Source organism: Flavobacterium rhizosphaerae, assembly GCF_046000445.1.
In the GTDB taxonomy this organism is placed as follows: domain Bacteria; phylum Bacteroidota; class Bacteroidia; order Flavobacteriales; family Flavobacteriaceae; genus Flavobacterium; species Flavobacterium rhizosphaerae.
The window spans coordinates 20818-43752 of sequence record NZ_JBELPZ010000008.1; the positions used below are offsets into that span (position 1 = coordinate 20818).

Consider the following 22935-nt stretch of genomic DNA (forward strand, 5'->3'; position numbering starts at 1 on the left):
ATTTTAAATTTTATTAGTAACATAATAAGCAAAAAGAGGGGTGCCGTCAGGCAGCCCTCTTCACAATTATAATTTATAGTTTATCCTACTATGTTAATAATCTTGCCCGGTACTACAATAACCTTTTTAGGCTCCCTGCCGCCAAGTTGCTGTTGGGTACGCTCGTCGGCTAAAATAGTGGCTTCTATATCTTTTACAGCCATATCCATAGGCAGCTCTATTTTAAAACGCATTTTACCGTTAAAGGAAACCGGGTACTCTTTGCTGCTTTCCACCAAATACTCCGGGTTAAACACCGGGAATGGCACCTTGCTGATGCTCGTCTGGTGCCCCAGCCTGTGCCAAAGCTCCTCGGCAATATGTGGCGCATACGGCGCAATGATAACCGCAAGCGGCTCTAATATTACACGCTCATGGCAATTGATGGCGGTAAGCTCATTCACTGCAATCATAAACGATGACACCGAAGTATTAAAAGAGAAATTCTCTATATCATCCTGTACTTTTTTAATGGTACGGTGAAGTATTTTGTACGCCTCTTTACTGGCCGGGTTTGCGGTTACAATAAGCCCGTTATCATCAAAATACAGTTTCCATAATTTTTTAAGGAAGCCGGACACGCCCGTAATACCCGCAGTATTCCATGGTTTGGCCTGCTCTAATGGCCCGAGGAACATTTCATACAGCCTTAGTGTATCGGCACCATAGTCTTCGCAAATAGCATCGGGGTTTACTACGTTATACCAGCTTTTAGACATTTTACCTATGTCAGTTGTTGCATAAAGTTTTCCTTCTGAAACATTAAATGACCATGCGAATGTTGAATCTTGTCGAAGCTTGTCAAAATCTATTTCATATGTTATTGGATCGATTACAATATAAGGAATTCTCTTAGGCGTCTTATCAAATGACCTTCCTACTATTTCTACAGTTACTTGATCAACAGGCTTCTTTTCTAAATGATCTAATACAACCTGTTTTAATCTTTCTTCATCTATTGTATCTTTAAAAAACTCTTCTATATTTGTTGGGCTTACTTCAGACCATTTATGAAAAACATTAACTGGAATTTGAATGTTTTGAGTAAAATCAGACCCAATCACATATATAGCTACAGTATAAACCACATATGGATAGTATGCAACCGTTCCCAATATCATTCCCTGGTTAATCAGCTTTTTAAAAGGTTCCTCACTGTGTACAAAGCCACGGTCTTTTAAAAATTTGTTCCAAAAACGGCTGTACAGCAAATGCCCGGTGGCGTGCTCGCTACCGCCAATGTATAAGTCCACATTCTGCCAGTAGGCCTCATGCGCAGGAGATACAAATGCCTCGCTGTTGTGCGGGTCCATATAGCGCAGCCAGTACCAGCTGCTGCCCGCCCAGCCCGGCATGGTGTTCAATTCTAATGGAAATACCGAAACATTATCAATATTATCATTGCTTACTACTTTGTTTTGGGTAGTATCCCACGCCCACTCACGTGAGTTGCCCAACGGTGGCTGCCCGTCTTCGGTTGGCAGGTATTTTTCCACTTCCGGCAGGCGTATAGGCAAATGCTCTTTGGCAATCATCTGCGGCAGGCCATTTACATAATACACCGGGAACGGCTCGCCCCAGTAACGCTGGCGGCTAAACACGGCATCGCGCAGGCGGTAGTTGGTTTTACCCTTGCCCTGCCCGGCTTCCTCAAGCTTTTCAATAGCTTTTTTGGTAGCCGTTTTATAATCCATCCCATCAAGAAAATCAGAGTTTTTAAGCTTTACGCCGTCTTTACTTCCAAAAGCCTCTTCAGAAATATCAACGCCGTCAAATATATCTTTTATCTCAATGTTAAAATGCTTTGCAAAATCATAGTCGCGCTGGTCGCCCGCAGGTACCGCCATAACAGCGCCTGTACCGTAACCGGCAAGCACATAGTCGCCAATCCAAACCGGCACTGGCTCTTTAGTAAAAGGGTGTTCGACATAGGCACCGGTAAACGCACCTGATATGGTTTTCACATCTGCCATACGGTCGCGCTCACTGCGTTTTGCAGTAGCTTCTATATAGGCTTCTACTTCGGCCTTTTGTTCCGGTGTAGTAATTTTAGCCACCAAATCATGCTCCGGTGCCAGCGTCATAAACGTTACCCCAAAAATAGTATCAGGGCGCGTGGTGAATACTTCTATTACCTCGTCATCATGCCCTTTAACCTTAAAACGTACACTCGCCCCAACCGATTTACCTATCCAGTTGCGCTGGCTTTCTTTAAGCGATTCAGTCCAGTCCAACGTTTCAAGCCCCTGTAACAAGCGCTCAGCATAGGCGCTGATGCGCATGCTCCACTGAGTCATTTTTTTACGGATAACCGGGTGGCCTCCCCTTTCGGAAACACCGTTTACAATTTCATCATTCGCCAATACTGTTCCCAATGCAGGGCACCAGTTCACTTCAGTTTCTGCCAGAAATGTAAGGCGGTATTTAAGCAGCATCTGTTGCTGCGCCTCAGTGCTCCAGCTGTTCCAGTCTCCGGCAGTAAAGGTTTGTATATTGTCATCGCACGCGGCATTAACCCCTGCATTTCCGTTAACTTCAAATTTTTGTACCAGGGTTGCAATATCTTCCGCAGCATTGGTGTCATTATTGTACCAACTGTTAAAGAGCTGAATAAAAATCCACTGTGTCCATTTATAATATTCGGGGTTGCTGGTGCGCACCTCCCTGTCCCAGTCAAAAGAAAAACCAATTTTATCCAACTGCTCACGGTACCGTTTAATATTGGTTTCGGTAGTAATCGCGGGGTGTTGCCCGGTTTGTATAGCATACTGCTCGGCAGGCAGCCCAAAGCTGTCATACCCCTGCGGATGCAGTACATTGTAGCCCTGGTGGCGTTTGTAGCGCGCATAAATATCAGAGGCTATATACCCCAGCGGGTGGCCCACATGCAAGCCCGCCCCGCTTGGGTACGGAAACATGTCGAGCACATAATATTTAGGTTTATCAGATATATCTTCGGCACGAAACGTACCTTCTTCTGCCCAGTATTTTTGCCAGCGGGCCTCAATTTCTTTATGATTATACCTCATAGTAAGCTAAGGGTCTTAGGGTTTGAAAGTTATTAAGAAGCGCAAATTTAAGCTTATTGTACGAATGTAGAAACTTTGGGCGTTATAAACTATGCCGAACAAAATACTTTATTTATTTTTACACCTTAATTCACCATAATATATGGCATCATCTTTTGAAAAATTCCAGCATAGGCGGGTTTTATCATCATATTTCTCGGTAATACTGTGTATTTTTATTGTGCTCACCCTGCTTGGGGCATTGGGCCTTTTTGTAGTTAATACCGGTAAAATATCGGGGTATGTTAAAGAAAATATACCCATGACCGTTTATTTTAAACGCACCACCGATGAAGATGTTATGAAGGCTTTTGGCGAGCGTTTGGGCAAATCTGATTATATAAAGGATTACAAATTTGTTTCTAAAGAAGATGCCGCGCAAAATAACCGCGATATTATGGGCGATTATGAAGAACTGCTGGATGAAAATCCGTTGCAGGATTCATATGACATCCATTTAAAAAGCGATTATGTGCAGGGCGACAGCATTAAGAAAATTGAAATAGACCTGAGGTCTGAAACCGCCATAGGCGATATTACCTATGACAACGTACTGGTTGAGCTTGCTAATGAAAATATCAAGAAAATTTCATATTGGGTATTAATAATAAGCGGCATACTGGCATTAATAGCCATGCTGCTCATTAACAGTGCGCTGCGCCTTTCTATCTATTCACACCGTTTTACCATAAAAACCATGCAGATGGTAGGTGCAACAAAAGCATTTATCCGCAAGCCCTACATCTGGAAAGGTATAAAACTGGGAATTGTTGGGGCATTGCTTTCTATTATTGTGCTGGCTTACCTTATATACCGTTTAGATGAGGTTTTCCCGGCTCTAAACATTTTAAAAGACTGGCAGCCAACAGCCATTGTAATGGCAGGAGTGCTTTTATTTGGTATTGTTATAGCAGCAATAAGCACATTTTTTGCCACACAAAGGTTTTTAAACCTGAGGACGGACGATTTGTATTAAGCCCCAACTTTAAAAACGTTAAACTTTAAACCTGAAACCGGCTATTATGGAAAATAACGAATTAAAAACACATTTTCTTTTTGAAAAGCTCAATTATAAAATACTGCTTATAGGCCTTGCTGTTATTGCACTTGGTTTTATATTAATGAGTGGTGGGGGCAGCGATGACCCTAATGTTTTCAGCGATGCTATTTTTGATTTCAGGAGGATACGCCTTGCGCCAACCGTGGTGCTTATTGGCTTTGGTATTACCATTTATGCCATACTTAAAAACCCACACAACCAAAAAGGAGAAAATTTTCCTGAAGATAAAGAAATCAAAAATTTTAAAAACACCAAATAACCGCTAATGGATCTTATACAGGCTATCATCCTGGCTATTATAGAAGGCCTCACCGAATATCTTCCTGTTTCGTCAACCGCCCACATGATATTTGCCAGTTCTTATTACGGCATACAGGATGACGACTTTGTAAAACTTTTCCAGATCTCCATTCAGCTGGGGGCCATTTTAGCAGTAGTAGTACTGTACTGGCGCAAATTTTTTGACTTTTCCCGTTTTAATTTTTACATTAAACTGGCCTGTGCCGTAGTGCCCGCGCTTATATTAGGTAAACTTTTTGACGATATGATAGACCAGGCGCTTGGGGACCCTATACCTATTGCCATTGTACTTATAGTGGGCGGTGTAATATTGTTATTTATAGAAAACTTTTTTAAAAACCCGGTTGTTTTTAAGGAAGAGGATATTACCATAAAAAAGGCCGTAACCATTGGTTTTTGGCAATGCCTTGCCATGATGCCCGGCACCAGCCGCAGTGCAGCCTCTATAATTGGGGGTATGCAGCAAAAACTAACCCGTGAGGTTGCTGCAGAGTTTTCTTTCTTTTTGGCAGTGCCCACCATGCTGGCAGCAACAGCCTACAGCATTATTTTAAAAGATTACGGCCCTGACGATGCCCCTGTAAAAGGCTATGAATTGCTCATGGAAAATACCGATAAGCTAAAACTGCTTTTAATAGGTAATGTTATAGCCTTTGTTGTGGCCATAATTGCCATTAAAGGTTTTATAGGCCTAATAAAAAAATACGGTTTTAAGCCCTGGGGCTGGTATCGTATTATAGCAGGAACACTATTACTTGCTTATTTTTTAACCTATAACTAATAACGCTTTGCCTGCCCAACCCGAAGAATTTACCGAAGGTAAAATACTACTGATAGATAAGCCGCTTACCTGGAGCTCTTTCCAGGCGGTTAACAAAATAAAATGGAGCCTTAAAAAACACCTGGGGCTAAAAAAAATAAAGGTAGGCCACGCCGGCACGCTGGATCCGTTGGCTACCGGGCTGCTTATTATATGCACCGGCAAGTTTACCAAGCGCATACAGGAGTTACAGGGCATGGTAAAAGAATATACAGGCACTTTTACACTGGGCGCCACAACCCCTTCTTATGACCTGGAAACAGCGGTTGATGCTACTTTTCCAACAGCACATATTACCGAAGAACAACTGCAGGAAACCCTAAAAACTTTTATTGGGGAAATTGACCAGAAACCACCTGTATTTTCTGCTATAAAAAAAGACGGCAAGCGGTTATATGAACATGCCCGCAAAGGCGAAGAAGTAGAAATAGCATATAGAAAAGTTACTGTATATGAGTTTGAACTAACCCGCATTGCCCTGCCCGAAGTAGATTTCAGGGTAGTTTGCAGTAAGGGTACTTACATACGCTCTTTAGCGCATGATTTTGGGCAGGCACTACACAGCGGCGCCCACTTAACTGCGCTCAGGCGTACTAAAATAGGTGATTTTTCCGTTAATGATGCTATAACCCCAACCGCTTTTGAAGAAGAAACCATCCCTTAACCTACTGTGCTGCCTGCTTATTTTTGCAGGCATAAATATCACATACGGCCAGGACAATAAAAAACCGGAAACAATTTTTGTTACAGAATATTCAGCGCAAGATAAGGCCTCACCACAAATATTTTTTACGCAAATCAGCCTTAGTATCCCCTTCAGGAGTAATCCTGCTAAAGACGAAGTTGAAAATTATGACGATACTGAGCCTACCGTGCTGGATTATTTCCTCCCAGATGGCATAGGGCTTAATTATGGCATTGGTATTCACTTCAAATCATGGATAGGCCTTTCTGCCAACACCGGTATAGAGTGGATAGGGAGCGAAAAGCTGGTTTCGGCGCCGGTATATGGGTCTGTAATTTTTATACCACGCTTTTTTGAAGACACCAACCTTTATATGCAGGCAGGCTACGGCTATGCATTTGCACTGGGCCGCGGAAACCTTTCCGGCACATATGCTAAAGCCCGGCTGGGCCTGGCGGGAGAAATGCAGGCACTGTATGTAGAGGTTACCGGCAATAATTTTAATATGCACGGCAAAAGTACTATAGGCAGCTTTAGTATAGGGGTAACCTTGTATGACTTCGGGCTATAAAAACAAGTGTATTACCCTTTTTCTAAACGCCCCTTTATACACTTTAAACTTTTTACATATTAATTGTAGTTTTGCAAAAAAAATTCGGTTATTTATGAAAACCCTTATCGTGCTTTTTTTAAGCCTTAGCAGTTTTGCGCAAAGCAGCATTTTGCAGGATGGCGACCTGCTGTTTATAGATATGGATTGCGGCCCCCTTTGCGATGCTATTGAAGCCGTAACCGATGGGTATAACGGAAAAGATTTTAGCCACATGGGCATGGTATACCACCGTAATGATACATTGTATATAATAGAAGCTGCCGGCACTGCTGTTCGACTCAATACCTTTGATAAGTTTAAGGCTTCTACCACTAAACCAATACTAGTGGGCCGGCTAAAAAAGGAATATAGTCAACTAATACCAAAAGCCATACAATTTGCTCTTTTGCAAATCGGCACTCCGTACGATGATGAATACGTTTATGACAATGGTGCCTATTACTGTTCAGAATTGTTACATGATGCTTTTTTATATGCTAATTTAGGCAGGCCGTTTTTTAATCTTACCCCCATGACGTATAAAGAACCCGGAACAGGCAAGTACTTTCCGGCATGGGTAAACTATTATAAAAAACTTGGCAAACCCATACCAGAAGGTTTACCCGGCTGCAATCCGGGCGGTATATCTAAAAGCGATAAAATTGATATTGTAGCAACCCTAAAAAACTGATTATTGCAATAAAGCTGCAATTTCATGCATGGTACTAAGTCCTTTATCTTTCAGGTACCACTTTTGCAGGTCGGTTTTAGCCTCATCGGTAACTTTGCCAAATTTTTCTTTTGCCTCATTAATCAGGTTTGTGCCCCCGGCAGGCCTTGGGCCCCATTGGGCAACTGGCTGCAGTGTTTCTTTATTTACAAACACTACAATAGGTATAGAGCGGGCACCGTTGGTAAGGTACTCATCCATCAGTTCCGGGTTTTCGTCACGCAATACCAGTTTAAGATCCAGCTTATGGGTAGCTTCAGACATTAAATGTATAACCGGCACAATTTGAGCGGCATCGCCACACCAGCCTTCGGTAATAACTAATGCTATATACTCCTGCTCCAGGTTTTGGAGTTTTTGCACTATGGTATCGGGCATTCCAAGGGTTTTATCCAGGCGGCTCATACGCACATCATTTAATGTGCTGTAATGCGTAAGCAATTCGCTTTGCGCTGGCCCTGTAGAAAGCCCCTGCTCAAGCAGTTCTTTTATATGTGCCCTGTAGCTATTGTAGGTATAGCCGTTTTTAAGGCTCTTTTCTATTATAGATGCTATATCAGTCATAACTTTAAATATCTATTTTTGTGTATATTTTTAATTATTCAAAAATAACGCCATCGCGCAAAAAACTGTAATTTAGTCAGGAAAATAGTAACAAATGAAGTTTTTAGGAAATAGTATAGGTATCACATTTTCAGGTGGGGGTACAAAAGGCATAGCCCATGCCGGGGCGCTTAAATTTTTCAATGAATTGGGTATACAGCCAAAACACCTTGCAGGCACCAGCTCCGGCGCAATTGTAGCTTCATTATATGCCGCAGGCCAATCGCCAGAACAAATACTGGAATTTTTTAAATCTATCTATTTTTTCCACTGGAAACATTTTACCTTCCGCAAGGCCGGCTTTATAGATTCCGGTTCATTTAAAGCCTATTTCAATTCAATATTCAAAGGTGCCACTATTGGCGAAATGCCTTACAGGATGCACATTACCGCAACCGACCTTGTGTCAGGCAAACTGCACATATTTGGTTCTGAAACCAGCATAGTAGATGCCATACTGGCATCATCATCCTTCCCCGGGGTTATATCTCCGCACGAAATAAACGGTAAACTATATGGCGATGGCGGCATTGTTAACCTGTTTCCCAGCGATATATTGCAGGGGAGGTGCGAAACACTTATTGGCATATATGTAAACACCGCCCAAAAAGTAGAAATAAAAGACCTGCGCTCCATAAAATCGGTACTTACACGCGCCTATGAGCTTATCTCAGTTAACAGCAATATGCAGAAATTTGTACTGTGCGACTGGATGATTAACCCGGAAGAGCTGGCTTTATACGGCACTTTTGAAACCAGTAAAATTAAAATGGACGAAATATTTGAGATTGGGTATCAGGCTGCTAAAAAATCGTATGAATCACTAATTATTTAGCCTGCATACACTTAAAAATTCTATGCATTCCCAAAAGTTTTATTATTATATTTGCACCAGTCAAAACCATCCCCTATGAAATATAAAAGGATACTGTTAAAACTGAGCGGTGAAGCGCTAATGGGTGAAAGACAGTACGGAATAGACCCGAAAAGGTTGGAAGAATATGCGGCCGAAATAAAGGAAATTCACAACAAAGGTGTACAAATAGCCATTGTTATTGGCGGAGGGAACATCTTTAGGGGTGTATCCGGTGCCAGTAATGGTATGGACAGGGTACAGGGCGATTATATGGGCATGCTTGCTACCGTTATAAACGGTATGGCTTTACAAGGTGCGCTGGAAGATGCCGGTATGCAAACCCGCCTACAAACCGCACTGGAAATTAAAGCCATAGCAGAACCTTATATTAAACGCAGGGCGGTACGGCATCTGGAAAAAGGCCGTATAGTAATATTTGGCGCCGGAACCGGCAATCCTTATTTTACTACTGACACCGCTGCAGTTTTAAGGGGTGTAGAGGTAGATGCTGATGTGATTTTAAAAGGTACACGTGTAGATGGTATTTATACTGCCGACCCTGAAAAAGACCCATCTGCAGTTAAATATGATACACTTACATTTGAGGATGTACTTAATAAAGGGCTTAATGTTATGGACACCACTGCCTTTACCCTGAGCCAGGAAAATGCATTGCCAATTATTGTTTTTGACATGAACAAGCCCGGTAACCTTGTAAAAGTTTGTGAGGGTGAACTAGTAGGTACAACAGTAAACAATTAATTTTAACTGTAAGATTAAAAACACTATGGAAGAGATTGATTTTATTTTAGACAGCACTAAAGAATCTATGGAGGGGTCACTATCCCACCTGGAAAAGGAATTTCTTAATATACGTGCGGGCAAAGCCAGCCCCGCCATGCTTGGGGGTGTAAAAGTAGATTACTACGGCGCACAAACCCCGCTTTCGCAAGTGGCTAACATCAGTACGCCAGATGCGCGCACACTAACGGTAACCCCTTGGGAAAAAAGTATGCTGCACCCTATAGAAAAAGCTATTATGATAGCCAATATAGGTTTTAACCCCATGAATAACGGCGATAATATTATTATTAACGTACCCGCACTTACCGAAGAAAGAAGGCGTGATTTGGCAAAACAGGCTAAAGCCGAAGCCGAAGATGCCAAAATAGGCGTTAGAAATGCCCGGAAAGATGCCAATACCGAAATTAAAAAACTTGAGAAAGACGGTATGAGCGAAGATGTTTGCAAAAGCGCCGAAGATGAGGTACAGGAACTTACCAACAGCTTTATTAAAAAAATTGATGATTTACTCTCTGTAAAAGAGGCAGAAATCATGAAAGTATAAAAACACTAATCCGCCGCCTGGCGGATTTTTTTGTTTTACTGCTATATTTGCTGAAACAAAACGGAGTAATTTCCGTTGTATGCAAAAAGTTTTTTAATGAGGGTATTAACACTGCTGCTTTTACTTTGTTATGGGGCCATGTGGTCGCAATCGGCTATTACCGTTACCGTAAAAGATGAGCAAACCGGCATGGCATTACCTTTTACAACCATAACGGCAGAAGGCAAAACTTTTATTAGTGATGTAGACGGCAGTGTAACCATTACCGAAAAACTGCATTCTTTTAACGCCAGCTATACCGGGTATAAGCCTAAAACGGTAAAAGTAAAACCCCATGAAAAATATTATACCGTGTTGCTGGAGCCTTATACCGAGCAACTGGAAGAACTGGTTATTACTGCCAACAAAACAGCATCGGCTATTATAAAACAGGCTATAGCCAATAAACCGTTAACCGATCCTACCCAAAAACTCAACAGTTTTAAATACCACACCTATAACAGGCTGGTAGTTACTGCAAACCCCGATTCTATAAGTGGCAAGCTGGACTCTGTTTATGTATATGAAAAAGCAGGCAGGAGGTTCGAAAAAATAGATTCGACCGATTTTAAGTTTAAAAAACTGATAGACCGGCAGCACCTGTACCAAACCGAAAAAATTTCTGAATACAAATTCCTTAAAGGGGTTGAAGTAAAAGAAAATGTGCTGGCCACACGCATGGCAGGCTTTAAACAGCCGCTGTATGAGCTTATAGGGCTTAAACTCCAGTCCTACTCAGTGTATGGTGAGCATATAGACCTGATGGAAAACAAATATGCCGGGCCATTGGCAGGCACAGCCCTTAGTGAGTACAATTATAAAATATTAGACACGGTTACTATAGAAAACCGAAGTGCCTATATGATATATTTCAGCCCTAAAAAATATATAAAAAGGCGCCTTAAAGGCATACTGTACATTGATACCGAAACCTACGGAGTGGCAAAAGCGGTTTTCAGGGCAAAAAATGTACTCGATGTAAATTCTACGCATTATTACAAATATGAGCCCGAACTGCAGTTATGGTTTCCAGACCATAAAATTCTTAAAATAGTAAAAGGCAATAGCAACCGGGATATAACAATACTGGGGGAAACCATAAAATTTGACCCTACGGATGATCAGGAAACCAAAAGGGAAAAAGAACCTTCAGACTACCTGTACCTCCTCTCAGAATCATTTAATTTTGATAAACAATATAACATCCCCGTAACCATAACCAACCCGTCTATAGCTATTGAAATAGATAATGAGGCCATAAACAGGCCCGAAAGCTTCTGGAACCGTTACCGCACTGATACCCTTGACGAACGCAGCATAAAAACCTATGTAGCCCTTGACAGCCTGCTGGCAAAAGAAAAATGGGAAGAGCGGCTTATACTGGGGCGGCATATTATAAACGGCTACCTGCCCGTTGGCCCTGTAGATTTAGACCTGAGACAGATAATAAAATATAACAATTACGAGGGCTTCAGGCTGGGGATTGGGTTTATAACCAACGATAAGCTTGCCCAAACATTCCGCATTAACACATACGGCGTGTATGGCACTAAAGATGGCCAGTTTAAATACAGCCTTGGGGGGGGCATACGTGCACAAAAAGCATCTGAAACATGGATGGGGGGCAGTTATACTGATGATATAAGGGAAATTGGCAGCACCTCTTTTTTAACCGATAAAAAGGTGTTTAAAATTTATGACCCCCGCCCTATAAATGTTTCTACCTTTTACAACCACCAAAGCTGGGAAGTATATGCCGAAACCAAATTTATCCCTAAAACCGAAAGTAAGCTAACCATTACCCGTAGCCGCATCAACCCTAAATTTGATTACACTTTTACGCCCGATGATGTGCACCACAATATATTTAATCTCACAACCGTGGCTATGGCCGTGCAATGGAATCCGTTTAGTGAGTTTATGCTAACCCCGCAGGGCAGGCTGGAATCAGAAAAACATTATCCTAAATTTACTTTTCAGTACACGCGGTCTTTTTCCGGCATATTTGACAGCGATTTTCATTTTGCCAAATTCGATTTTCGTGTAGAAGCCGAAAAAAAATACCTCAACGGGCAAATAAGCACCGGGCTAATACAAACCGGCCTTGCTGCCGGGCAGGTGCCCTTAACACATCTGTACAGCACATCGCCCAACAACCTTGATAAAAACGGTGTATTTGAGCGTATAACTTTTGCCGGTAAAAACAGCTTTGAAACCATGTATTTTAATGAGTTTTTCTCCAGCCGGTACGTTATGGCACAACTAAAACACGGTTTTACACGCTTTACGATATCCAACAGCATAAAACTATCGCCCATGCTGGTAACCCGCTTTGCCTGGGGCGCCATGGATAATAAAGACGATCACCAGGGCCTGGCCTATAATACCCTAGAAAAAGGCTATTATGAAAGCGGCATGGAGTTTAACGAAATATTTAAAGGTCTTGGTTTTTCAGCCTTTTACCGTTATGGCCCTTACCACCTGCCCCAACTCGACAGAAACATATCAGTAAAAATATCGTTTATGATTAAGCTGCTATAAACTTTATAAAATCACTCCGTTATCCTCTTTATTTTTTAGCTTTTTACTACATTTGCAGGCGTTTGGCCCGGCATATCGCAATGCTGCCACAATCATGAAACAAAGCAATAATTTTTTATAGAAATGAAGCATACAAAGGTTAAAGATTTGTTGAACAGTACAAAACCGGTTGATGATGTAACTGTAAAAGGCTGGGTAAGAACATTTAGAAATAACCAGTTCTTAGCCATTAATGACGGATCTGTAATTCATAATATACAGGCAGTGGTAGATTTTGAAAATACCCCTGCCGAAACACTTAAACGCCTTACCCCAAGTGCTGCTGTGTCTATAAAGGGAAACCTTGTAGAAAGCCAGGGTGCGGGACAAAAATTTGAAATACAGGTAAAAGAGCTGGAAGTACTTGGTGACAGCGATGCAGAAGAATACCCTATACAGCTTAAAAACAGGCCCAGCCTTGAGTTTTTAAGGGAAAAAGCCCACCTGCGAGTGCGTACCAATGCTTTTGGCGCCATTATGCGTGTGCGTTCGGTATTGTCTTTTGCCGTACACCAGTATTTTCAGGAAAATGGTTTTGTTTATGTAAACACGCCTATTATTACAGGCAGTGATGCCGAAGGTGCAGGAGAAATGTTCCGCGTTACTTCGTTACCTGCGCAAAACCCACCTGTAACACAAGAGGGTACCGTAAATTATGAAGAAGATTTTTTTGGCAAAGAAACCAACCTTACTGTTTCGGGTCAGCTTGAGGCAGAAACGTATGCCATGGCCTTAGGCCAGGTATATACATTTGGGCCTACCTTTCGTGCAGAAAACAGCAATACCAGCCGCCACCTGGCTGAGTTTTGGATGATTGAGCCTGAAGTGGCGTTTAACGACCTTGATGCGAACATGGACCTTGCAGAGGATTTCATTAAATATGTTATAAAGTATGTAATGGAGCGTTGCGCAGATGACTTGGAGTTTTTAGACAAACGCCTTGCCGATGAAGAAAAGCAAAAACCACAGGCAGAGCGCAGCGGTATGGGGCTTTTGGAAAAACTACAGTTTGTGCTGGAAAATAACTTTAAGCGCGTAAGCTATACCGAGGCTATTGATATTTTAAAAAGCAGCAAACCAAACAAGAATAAGAAATTTCAGTATCTTATAGAGGAGTGGGGTGCCGACCTGCAAAGCGAACACGAGCGTTTTCTTGTAGAAAAGCACTTTAAGAGTCCGGTAATTTTATTTGATTACCCTGCCAAAATCAAAGCCTTTTACATGAGGCTTAATGACGACGGCAAAACCGTACGCGCTATGGACATCCTTTTCCCTGGCATTGGAGAAATTGTAGGCGGTTCACAACGGGAAGAACGCCTGGATGTACTACAGCAAAAAATTGCCGAACTGGGTATTGATGAAAAAGAACTTTGGTGGTACCTTGATACCCGCCGTTTTGGTACGGCAGTACACAGCGGCTTCGGGCTTGGCTTTGAGCGCCTGGTATTGTTTGTAACCGGTATGACCAACATCCGTGATGTAATACCTTTCCCCCGCACACCACAAAACGCAGAGTTTTAAAATATATAAAGCCTCCCGATTGGGAGGCTTTATAATTATGATTGACTAATTTGCTGAGTAATCAAAAATTATACCTCTTTTTAAATTAGTATTAATTTTTTGTAAAACGACATAGTATTTAAAAAGGGTTTTTCGTACATTTATAGTATAAAAGTACGGTATCAAATGCTCAGACAGAATTTACAATTAAAACTATCTCAAAAACTTTCACCGCAGCAAATTCAGCTCATGAAGCTGATTCAATTGCCTACACAGGCTTTTGAACAGCGCCTTAAAGAAGAAATGGTAGAAAACCCTGCACTGGAAAGTGGTAAAGAGGATGAATATGAGCAGGATGAGTATGATACGGCTGACGATTATGACTATGATGATGATTATGATAACGAGCATATTGATGCCGACGAAATTAACATAGACGAATACCTGAGCGACGACGAGATACCCAATTATAAAACGCAGGCCAACAATTATAGCGACGATGATGAAGACCGCACAATGCCTTTTGCGGCTACCATAAGTTTTCACCAAAGCCTTATTGAGCAGTTAAACACTTTTATACTGAACGACAGCGAAAGGGAAATTGCCGAATTTTTGGTAGGCAGTATAGATGATATGGGGTATATACGCCGCAGTATACCAGATATAGTAGATGATATGGCCTTTACACAGGGTATATATACTGATGAACAAACGGTAGAACATGTACTGCACATTATCCACCAGTTAGAGCCGGCAGGTGTAGGCGCACGCGATTTGCAGGAATGCCTTTTACTGCAACTCAAACAAAAAACGCCAACTCCGGCAATAGAAATGGCTACCGATATTATAGAGAACCAGTTTGATGCTTTTACAAAAAAGCACTATGATAAATTGCTTTCTAAATACAATATTAATCAGGATGAGCTGCGTAGCGCTATTGATGAAATAGAAAGGCTTAACCCAAAACCGGGCGGAAGTTATGAAAGTAACAGCAAGCCTATTGAGCATGTAGTACCCGATTTTGCTATTAAAATTGTAGACGGAGAACTGGAGCTTAACCTGAATGGGCGTAATGCGCCTGAACTTCATGTAAGCAAAGACTATCAGGAAATGCTGCAAAGTTATAAAGACACACGCCAAAAATCGGCTCAGCAAAAAGATGCGGTACAGTTCATTAAACAAAAGCTTGACTCTGCCAAATGGTTTATAGATGCCATACGCCAGCGCCAGGAAACGCTTTATGTAACCATGAATGCCATAATGCATTACCAGGAAGAATATTTTCTGGATGGTGACGAAACCAAGCTTAAACCTATGATATTAAAAGATATTGCCGACCTTGTAGGTTTGGATATATCTACCGTATCGCGTGTGGCTAACAGCAAGTATGTAGAAACGCCTTATGGCACCAAACTTATAAAGGAATTTTTTAGCGAGGCCATGAAAAACGATCAGGGCGAGGATGTTTCTACGCTTGAAATAAAAAAAATACTGCAAAACGTTATAGAAGCCGAAGACAAGCAGAAACCTTTACCGGATGATAAACTGGCCGATATATTGAAAGAAAAAGGCTACCCGATTGCGCGGCGTACTATAGCAAAATACCGCGAACAGCTGGATATACCGGTAGCCCGCATGAGAAAGAAAATTTAAGCCATGCAAAAGTTCATACGCCTGTTTTCTTTTATATTTCACCCATTGTTTATACCGGTATATGCTACCCTTTTTTATTTTTTTATAGCAGGCAATTATTATCACCAGTATGAGGTATACCTTCTTTTTGTACAGGTGCTTATACTCACGGTGTTGCTGCCCGTATCTCTTTTTTACCTGTTGCGCTCACTGGGGCTTATTAAAAGCAAGCTTATCCTTAGCCGTAAAGAACGGCGCATACCACTTGTTTTTTATGCCCTCTTGCTTTTTATATTATTAAAACAAAGCTTTACAGATTTGGTAATTCCGGAATTATATTATTTTTTTCTGGGATTACTAATTAGTGTGCTTATTATACTTACGCTGGTTATACTGGGCTTTAAACCCAGTATACACATGATGTATATTGCTGCACTTACCATTTTAATAATAGGCATTTCGGTATATTACCATACCCGTTTTATAAACCTTATTGCCTTTATGGTTTTATGCTGCGGCTTTACGGCCTCATCAAGGCTACAGGCACGCGCACACTCCCTGCCAGAGTTACTACTGGGCACATTGCTGGGCATACTGCCCCAGGTTGTTTTATGGTTTATATGGATGTTTTAATATTTACAATATATAAAACACAAGCCCAAGGTTTAGCGAACTGGCTTTTAGCTGACGGTTTTTATCTGTGTAAGCCTCTTTATAAATAGGTGTAAGAGCATAGTAAGCATAAAAGTTCCAGGTATTCCATCCGGCAGAAATATATGTGCCATATACCCACTTATTCATATTCGGGTCTTTCCTTACTTTAAAGGTACCGCCTGTATCAGGTTCATATTGTGCTTTGTCATACAAAAGATAACTTACCTTAAAGCCCAGGTATACCCTCCAGAATTTATGGCTTATAGAGTCTGAATTACGCCAGCGTAATTCCAGTGGCACCTCAAGGTGGTGCATAACCAATTTATTTTTATCAAAATTGCCTCCAATAGTATAGGTATTGGTACCGTTTATATTTTGCACTATCAAATTGTGCTTTATATTGGTATATGAGTAGCCGGCGCCAAGGGCAATGGCATGGTTTCTTTTCTTGTTTACCGGCATATCACGTAAGAACCCTGTGGTAATACCTGTAGAAAAAGAATACTGCTTATAGTCTTTAGGAGAATTTGCCAGCACATTATAGGTTATTGTGGCATAAAACTGGTCTTCACGGTACAGTGGGTCGGGCACCGGGGCAAGGCTATCAAGCTCTGCCTCCTGCAGTACTACATCAGTTTCCTGTGCCTGCAATGGTACTGAAACCAGCAATAAAAATGTAATGCAAACAACGTAAAAACGCATATACTTTTTTTGATTTTATGCAAAGATGCAAAAGTTTTGGCAATGCCTGCAGTTATCCATCCTTATTTTCATCGGCATTATTACTTAGCAGGTAATGGTAAGGCTTTAGGGCCTGCACATGTTTAAAAACAACATTTACCATACCCAGTATTGGCACTGCTATAATCATCCCTATAATACCCCAAAGCAAACTACCCACTATAACGGCCAGTATGGTTATTAGCGGGTCAAGGTTTACATTATCTCCCACTACATAAGGCTCTAATAAATATGACTCAATAAATTGTGCAACACCAAAGGTTACAATAATACCTATTAATGCGGTAGTATCGCCCCCGCTTAAATAGCCCAAACCAATAGCTATAAAAAAAGCTATAATATTACCTATATACGGTATGATACTCAGCAGGGCAGCCAAAAGGCTTATTACTATAAAATTATTTACACCGGTTACCCCCATACCAATGGCATAGAGTACGGCAAGAAAAATCATGAGTAAAAACTTACCCACAAGGTATTTTTGTGTAACGCCAGATGTTTGTTGTAGTGTTTTCTCCACTTCATCTTTATCCTCGTCTTTAAAAAGCCTGATGAAGAAATTTTTAAACTTTTGCCGGTAATTCAGTAAAAAGAAGGTGTAAATAAGCGTTATCAGATAATTGCCGGTAAAATTATAAATACCGTTAGCAAAATCTATAGCATGCTCACCTACTTTAGTATCGCCTGGCTTTAATGATAACTGCTCTTTTTTAAGCGGGGTTTTTTCAAAAATATAGTCTTTCAGTTGCTCTATCTTGGGCATTATTTTTTCTTCGGCCTTATCCCAGTCGGCTACAAAATTCTGTATTTGCATACCTATAAGGGCGGCAAACCCCAAACTTATTAAAAACAAGAAGAAAACATTGAGCAATGATGTAACTACCCGGTTTATTTTCCACGATTCCATTTTTCTTGCAACGGGAATCATCAGCATAGCCAAAAGAATAGCGGTGGCCAACGGGGCCAAAAGAGGCTTGGCTTTTACTATACCAAGCACCAGGAAATACATCCCTAAAATTACTGCCGCTCCCCGAAAGACAATTTGCTTACCTTTTACCATTTTTATGCGTTTTTATTAAAGATACGCAACAAGCATTATAATCAGGCCGGCTTTATTAAAACTTTAATACCCAGCCTACAGCTTAATTGCCATAGCAGTTACAATAAATTTCAACAAAAAAGAAAAAAAACTCCCGTTATAAACACTTGTTTTTTAATGTTAACTTTGTAGGTTTATAAGGTGTTTTATATAACTTTGTAGTTATTAATAAAATACATTTTTTGAGATGAATATTATAAAAACACTTTCGGTTATAGCTTTTTCAGCATTGGTTTTTACAGGCTGCAAGAATACAGATAAAGACGGCACTATTGCATCGCCCGACAGCGAAATAGTAACCGACAACGCCCAGAATAAAGAAACTGCTGCCAACCTTGAAACCGCTACGTTTAAAATAGACGGCATGATGTGCCCTATGGGTTGTGCTGCCACTATAGAAAACAAGCTTTCGGGACTTGATGGTGTGGCACAGGCTAAAGTAGATTTTGACAATAAACTGGCTACCGTATCTTTTGATGCTAAAAAGCAATCTACAGAAAACCTTGTAAAAACTGTGGAAGATATAGCCGACCACGCCTACACCGTATCAGATGTTAAAACTGTTGAGAAAATATAAGTAACAACCCTTGTTGATACATAAAAAAATGCAGCCCACAAGGCTGCATTTTTTTATTTCCATTTCAGGGTCTCAATAATATTGCGCATATCTTCTTTAATATAACTGGCTGCCGGCATAATAGAATCAAAATTAGGCTTGGCATAAAAATACAATGAACCGGTTACAAAATGGTGTACGCTGTCGGTTAAATAAAACTGTGCATTTGTTGCGGCATTGCCCCCCACCTGAGAAAACATGCCATACACTTTTTTATCCCTGTTAATATATGGTTGTGTGTGTATCTCGTCGGCTTTTATTACGTGCTCATAAGTAAGTTTTTCGGCATCCCTTAATAATTTTTCAAGGTTATTATTTACAGGCTTATACGTCATATAAATAGTAGCCTTCATTTTAGGGTATACAATATCAAGATTGCAGCCTTCTTTTTCTTCCACTTTAGAGAGAGAGTTATAGGCAAAACTATACGGGCAGTCGTTTTTAAAAAGCTGGTAGGTACCCATAGGGTAATCCAATCTTAAATACGCTTCGGGCTTAGGGGTGCTTTCATTACCACATGCGACAAGGGTAAGCACAGTAATTGTAATAAGCAGGTACTTTATGGTTACTTTTTTTACGGTCATTTAAGTGTAAACTTAATTTGTTTTATCCTTCTTTTATCAACTGATTCTACGGTAAAGATATTGCCGTTAAAATTAATTTTTTGTCCTTTTTTAGGAAAATTCCCAGAAAGCTCTAAAATGAACCCTGCCAGGGTTTCGGCCTCTCCCCGCATTTCTTCAAAAACACCTTCTTCAACATCTGTAATACGGTAAAAATCCTTAAGGCTTATCTTACCTTCAAACAAAAAGTTTTTCTCATCTATGCGGCTGTAAATAATATCCTCATCATCAAACTCATCACTTATATCGCCCACAATCTCTTCCAGTATATCCTCCAGAGATATAATTCCGGATGTGCCCCCATATTCATCAACTACCACTGCCAGGTGGTTTTTCATGGTTTGGAATTCCTTAAGCAAATCATCCAGTTTTTTGTTTTCGGGTACAAAAAACGGGTCGCGCATCAGTTTTTGCCATTCAAATTCTTTTTCTTCTATATAGGGTATCAGGTCTTTAATAAACAAAACCCCCACAATACTGTCTATATTCTCTCGGTATATAGGCACGCGGGAAAATCCTTTTTCTACTATTTTAGGAAAAATATCGCTAAAGGTTTCTTCTATATCAAGCGAAAAAATATCAATACGCGGACTCATAACCTGTTTGGCTTCAGTATTGCCAAATGAAACAATACCTTCAAACATTTTTTGCTCTTCAGCCGTGGCATCAGAGTATTGGGCAAGTTCAAGCGCCTGAGAAAGCCTGTCTACTGAAAAATCAGACCTGCGTTTGCCAAATTTTTTATGCAGCCACAGCGTAATCTCCCGCATGGGTATGCTTATAGGGGCAAGCAGCCGGCTTAGTACAAACAACGGCCAGGCCATAGTTATGGCAAAAATACGGTTGTTGCGCCCGGCATATACTTTGGGTACAACCTCACCAAACAACAATATAAGCAAAGTAACAAGGGCTACTTCTGCGGTAAAACGCAAAGCAGGCACACTTATGGCAGAAAAAGAGTTTAAACGGAAAAACAGTAGTATTATAGAGATGTTGATTACTGTATTGGCAATAACTACCGTAGCAAGCAGTTTTTTAGGCTTATTTAAAAGAGAGGCTATAATGCTGCCTTTTCTTGGTGTTGAAGATTTTATTTTTTCAAGGTCATCATCCGTAAGTGAAAAAACAGCTACCTCGGTACCAGACATGAGTGCAGAGAGTGCAAGCAGAAAAATTATTCCTGCAAATCCCAATATAAGGTCGTAATCAATTATAAAATAACTTTCGGGGCCGGGGTCCAAAACTAAGGGTATTACTTAAACAAATAATTAAAAAGGCAGGTCATCATCTTCAGCCGCAGGAATATTCTGCATATCATAACCACTGTTTCTGGCTTGTGGCTCACTGGCTGCTGGTGCATATCCGCCCTGTTTGTTTTCTGTATCTTTTTTAGTGGTTAAAAAGGTAAACTCTGTTACCTGTATTTCGGTAGTATAACGGATAGCGCCGTCTTCGCCCTGCCACTGGCGCGATTTTATACGGCCTTCGGCATAAATTTTATCGCCTTTGCTCAGGTATTTTTCGCAAATCTCGGCGGCTTTATTACGCACTACAAGGTTGTGCCATTCGGTTGAAGTTACTTTTTCGTTGGTTTGTTTATTAATATAAACCTCGTTGGTTGCCAACGGAAAACGGCCAATGCAATTACCCCCTTCAAAATAATGGAGCTTTACATCATCACCCAAATGCCCTACCAATATCACCTTATTTATCGTTCCGTTCATGTACTAACCGTTGTATTTAACCAAATGTAATAAATATAATTATGCCTTCCAATGTTTCTCCATAAAAATGTGGAGTACAATGGGCACCGGAAGCAGCATAGCCTGTTGTAAATCAATACCATTTGGCAAGGTTTGGCCAGTGGTAACCTCCCAAAAATGAATATGCAGTTTTTGGTGAGATAACTTGTGTATCACCGGTTCATCAGTAATACGCTTTATAGTTTGCGGAGCAAAATCAAGCGTGCTTTTTATAAGGGCAATTGTTTGGGCATCATCGGTCTGCACAGGGGTTTCAACCAACGGAAAATCAAAAAGGCCGTGCCATATACCTTTACCGTCTCGGCGGTACATAAGTGTATTACCCAACACATCCTTCACCACCAAATAATTAAAAAACCTGTTGGTTACTTTTTGCTTTTTTAGCTTAACCGGCAGTTGCTGCACCCGCCCTGTAGTAAATGCTACACAGTCAGTATTAAATATGCAGGCTTTACAATCGGGCTTTTTGGGCACGCACTGCAATGCCCCAAACTCCATCATGGCCTGGTTAAAATCTGCTGCTTGCCTTGGTGGTAAAAGAGAGGCTGCCAGCGCCGTAAACTGCTTTTTTGCCCCGGGCGAGGCAATATCTGTATCAACACCATATATACGGGCAAGCACGCGGTAAACATTGCCGTCTACTACCGGCACTGCTTCACCATAACTTATAGAGGCGATAGCAGCGGCAGTATACTCTCCTACCCCTTTGAGTTTTAGGAGGCCTTTATAATCCGGCGGAAAATTCCCGTTAAGGGTATAGGCTATTTCTTTTGCCGTAGCGTGCAGGTTGCGGGCTCGTGAATAATAACCCAGGCCCTGCCATAGCTTAAGCACTTTTTCTTCGGGCGCATCGGCAAGGTCCTGCACGGTTGGAAATGCTTCTATAAAACGTAAAAAATAAGGCATCCCCTGTGCTACACGCGTTTGCTGCAGCATGATTTCTGAAAGCCACACCGGGTACGGATACGTATTTTTTCGCCAGGGCAAATCACGCTTATTGTGTAAAAACCATTGTATTAAAGACTTAGAAAAATTCATAATGCAGTAGAGGTTTGCAAATGTAAAAGTTTATGTTATTAAATTTTAATGCGTTAACATTGAATTATTGTTTTTTTAATTGTTATATTTGCACACTCAAAAAAAATACACAATAATATAAATTTTTAAAAAAATGACGAAAGCAGACATTGTAGCGAAAATTTCTGAAAAGCTTGGACTTGAGAAAGGTGATGTGCAGGCAACAGTTGAGTCTTTTATGGAGGAAGTAAAAAGCTCACTGGAAACCGGAGATAACGTTTACTTAAGGGGTTTTGGAAGTTTCATCATCAAAACACGTGCTGAAAAAACTGGTAGGAATATATCCAAAAATACCACCATTAAAATACCTGCTCACAACATTCCGGCATTTAAGCCAGCCAAAATATTTGTTGACGGCGTTAAAACGAATACCGAAGTTAAAACAAACTAATTATTAACCACAAAATTTTCTACAATTATGCCAAGTGGTAAAAAAAGGAAAAGACATAAGGTAGCTACTCACAAACGTAAAAAGAGAGCAAGAGCAAACCGTCACAAAAAGAAAAAGTA

General features: G+C 40.8%; 23 protein-coding genes. 15 read left to right on the forward strand and 8 right to left on the reverse strand.

Going from position 1 to position 22935, the window contains the following annotated elements; all coding sequences use genetic code 11:
* Window positions 1–80: 80 nt before the first annotated feature.
* The gene (locus ABS766_RS09070) at window positions 81–3068 is read right to left on the reverse strand and encodes a leucine--tRNA ligase (RefSeq protein WP_408084824.1); all 2988 of its coding nucleotides are present in this window, start codon (window positions 3066–3068) and stop codon (window positions 81–83) included.
* Between the two features lie 142 nt (window positions 3069–3210).
* Here ABS766_RS09070 and ABS766_RS09075 point away from each other — a divergent pair, with 142 nt between their 5' ends.
* The 6 genes from ABS766_RS09075 (at window position 3211) to ABS766_RS09100 (ending at window position 7255) form a co-directional block, all read left to right on the forward strand.
* Complete coding sequence (locus ABS766_RS09075) at window positions 3211–4083, forward strand: cell division protein FtsX (RefSeq protein WP_408084825.1); 873 nt, start codon at window positions 3211–3213, stop codon at window positions 4081–4083.
* Window positions 4084–4129: 46 nt separating this feature from the next.
* On the forward strand, window positions 4130–4426 hold the full coding sequence (locus ABS766_RS09080; RefSeq protein WP_408084826.1) for a DUF3098 domain-containing protein: 297 nt from the start codon (window positions 4130–4132) through the stop codon (window positions 4424–4426).
* Between the two features lie 6 nt (window positions 4427–4432).
* The gene (locus ABS766_RS09085; protein ID WP_408084827.1) at window positions 4433–5248 is read left to right on the forward strand and encodes an undecaprenyl-diphosphate phosphatase; all 816 of its coding nucleotides are present in this window, start codon (window positions 4433–4435) and stop codon (window positions 5246–5248) included.
* A 7-nt stretch (window positions 5249–5255) separates the two neighbouring features.
* Window positions 5256–5951, forward strand: a complete 696-nt coding sequence (gene truB, locus ABS766_RS09090; RefSeq protein WP_408084828.1) for a tRNA pseudouridine(55) synthase TruB — start codon at window positions 5256–5258, stop codon at window positions 5949–5951.
* Window positions 5929–6543: a hypothetical protein gene (locus ABS766_RS09095; protein WP_408084829.1), complete on the forward strand. Its 615-nt coding sequence runs from the start codon at window positions 5929–5931 to the stop codon at window positions 6541–6543. Before truB ends, ABS766_RS09095 begins: the two co-directional genes overlap by 23 nt.
* Before the next feature lie 94 nt (window positions 6544–6637).
* Complete coding sequence (locus tag ABS766_RS09100; protein ID WP_408084830.1) at window positions 6638–7255, forward strand: YiiX/YebB-like N1pC/P60 family cysteine hydrolase; 618 nt, start codon at window positions 6638–6640, stop codon at window positions 7253–7255.
* Here the strand turns inward: ABS766_RS09100 and ABS766_RS09105 are convergent, their stop codons facing one another.
* Complete coding sequence (locus tag ABS766_RS09105; protein WP_408084831.1) at window positions 7256–7858, reverse strand: thioredoxin family protein; 603 nt, start codon at window positions 7856–7858, stop codon at window positions 7256–7258.
* A 94-nt stretch (window positions 7859–7952) separates the two neighbouring features.
* Here ABS766_RS09105 and ABS766_RS09110 point away from each other — a divergent pair, with 94 nt between their 5' ends.
* From ABS766_RS09110 to ABS766_RS09140, 7 genes are all read left to right on the forward strand, one after another.
* Window positions 7953–8732 (forward strand): patatin-like phospholipase family protein, encoded by a 780-nt coding sequence (locus ABS766_RS09110; RefSeq protein ID WP_408084833.1) that lies wholly within the window; start codon window positions 7953–7955, stop codon window positions 8730–8732.
* Between the two features lie 75 nt (window positions 8733–8807).
* Window positions 8808–9515, forward strand: a complete 708-nt coding sequence (gene pyrH / locus ABS766_RS09115; protein ID WP_408084834.1) for a UMP kinase — start codon at window positions 8808–8810, stop codon at window positions 9513–9515.
* 25 nt (window positions 9516–9540) lie between these two features.
* Window positions 9541–10101, forward strand: coding sequence for a ribosome recycling factor (frr, locus tag ABS766_RS09120; RefSeq protein WP_408084835.1), 561 nt, complete (start codon window positions 9541–9543; stop codon window positions 10099–10101).
* 96 nt (window positions 10102–10197) lie between these two features.
* Complete coding sequence (locus ABS766_RS09125; RefSeq protein ID WP_408084836.1) at window positions 10198–12681, forward strand: DUF5686 family protein; 2484 nt, start codon at window positions 10198–10200, stop codon at window positions 12679–12681.
* A 123-nt stretch (window positions 12682–12804) separates the two neighbouring features.
* A complete protein-coding gene (asnS, locus tag ABS766_RS09130) occupies window positions 12805–14241 on the forward strand; it encodes an asparagine--tRNA ligase (RefSeq protein WP_408084837.1) in 1437 nt (478 codons plus the stop codon).
* 165 nt (window positions 14242–14406) lie between these two features.
* Window positions 14407–15873, forward strand: a complete 1467-nt coding sequence (gene rpoN, locus ABS766_RS09135) for an RNA polymerase factor sigma-54 (protein ID WP_408084838.1) — start codon at window positions 14407–14409, stop codon at window positions 15871–15873.
* Between the two features lie 3 nt (window positions 15874–15876).
* The gene (locus ABS766_RS09140) at window positions 15877–16485 is read left to right on the forward strand and encodes a hypothetical protein (RefSeq protein WP_408084839.1); all 609 of its coding nucleotides are present in this window, start codon (window positions 15877–15879) and stop codon (window positions 16483–16485) included.
* A 3-nt stretch (window positions 16486–16488) separates the two neighbouring features.
* Here ABS766_RS09140 and ABS766_RS09145 read toward each other — a convergent pair whose 3' ends face one another.
* The gene (locus tag ABS766_RS09145) at window positions 16489–17208 is read right to left on the reverse strand and encodes a porin family protein (RefSeq protein ID WP_408084840.1); all 720 of its coding nucleotides are present in this window, start codon (window positions 17206–17208) and stop codon (window positions 16489–16491) included.
* A gap of 52 nt (window positions 17209–17260) precedes the next feature.
* Window positions 17261–18307, reverse strand: a complete 1047-nt coding sequence (locus ABS766_RS09150) for an AI-2E family transporter (RefSeq protein WP_408084841.1) — start codon at window positions 18305–18307, stop codon at window positions 17261–17263.
* A 226-nt stretch (window positions 18308–18533) separates the two neighbouring features.
* On the opposite strand from ABS766_RS09150, the gene ABS766_RS09155 reads away from it, so the two are divergent.
* Window positions 18534–18923 carry a heavy-metal-associated domain-containing protein gene (locus ABS766_RS09155; RefSeq protein WP_408084842.1) on the forward strand — a complete coding sequence of 130 codons (390 nt, stop codon included), beginning with the start codon at window positions 18534–18536 and terminating at the stop codon, window positions 18921–18923.
* A gap of 53 nt (window positions 18924–18976) precedes the next feature.
* Here the strand turns inward: ABS766_RS09155 and gldD are convergent, their stop codons facing one another.
* The 4 genes from gldD to mutY are packed head-to-tail and all read right to left on the reverse strand — an operon-like array spanning window position 18977 to window position 22386.
* Window positions 18977–19546 (reverse strand): gliding motility lipoprotein GldD, encoded by a 570-nt coding sequence (gene gldD / locus ABS766_RS09160; protein WP_408084843.1) that lies wholly within the window; start codon window positions 19544–19546, stop codon window positions 18977–18979.
* On the reverse strand, window positions 19543–20826 hold the full coding sequence (gene gldE, locus ABS766_RS09165; protein ID WP_408084844.1) for a gliding motility-associated protein GldE: 1284 nt from the start codon (window positions 20824–20826) through the stop codon (window positions 19543–19545). Before gldE ends, gldD begins: the two co-directional genes overlap by 4 nt.
* Before the next feature lie 27 nt (window positions 20827–20853).
* Window positions 20854–21309 carry a single-stranded DNA-binding protein gene (locus ABS766_RS09170; RefSeq protein ID WP_408084845.1) on the reverse strand — a complete coding sequence of 152 codons (456 nt, stop codon included), beginning with the start codon at window positions 21307–21309 and terminating at the stop codon, window positions 20854–20856.
* A gap of 39 nt (window positions 21310–21348) precedes the next feature.
* Window positions 21349–22386: an A/G-specific adenine glycosylase gene (mutY, locus tag ABS766_RS09175; protein ID WP_408084846.1), complete on the reverse strand. Its 1038-nt coding sequence runs from the start codon at window positions 22384–22386 to the stop codon at window positions 21349–21351.
* Between the two features lie 133 nt (window positions 22387–22519).
* Here mutY and ABS766_RS09180 point away from each other — a divergent pair, with 133 nt between their 5' ends.
* Window positions 22520–22816 carry an HU family DNA-binding protein gene (locus tag ABS766_RS09180; RefSeq protein WP_408084847.1) on the forward strand — a complete coding sequence of 99 codons (297 nt, stop codon included), beginning with the start codon at window positions 22520–22522 and terminating at the stop codon, window positions 22814–22816.
* The last annotated feature ends 119 nt before the right edge of the window (window positions 22817–22935 follow it).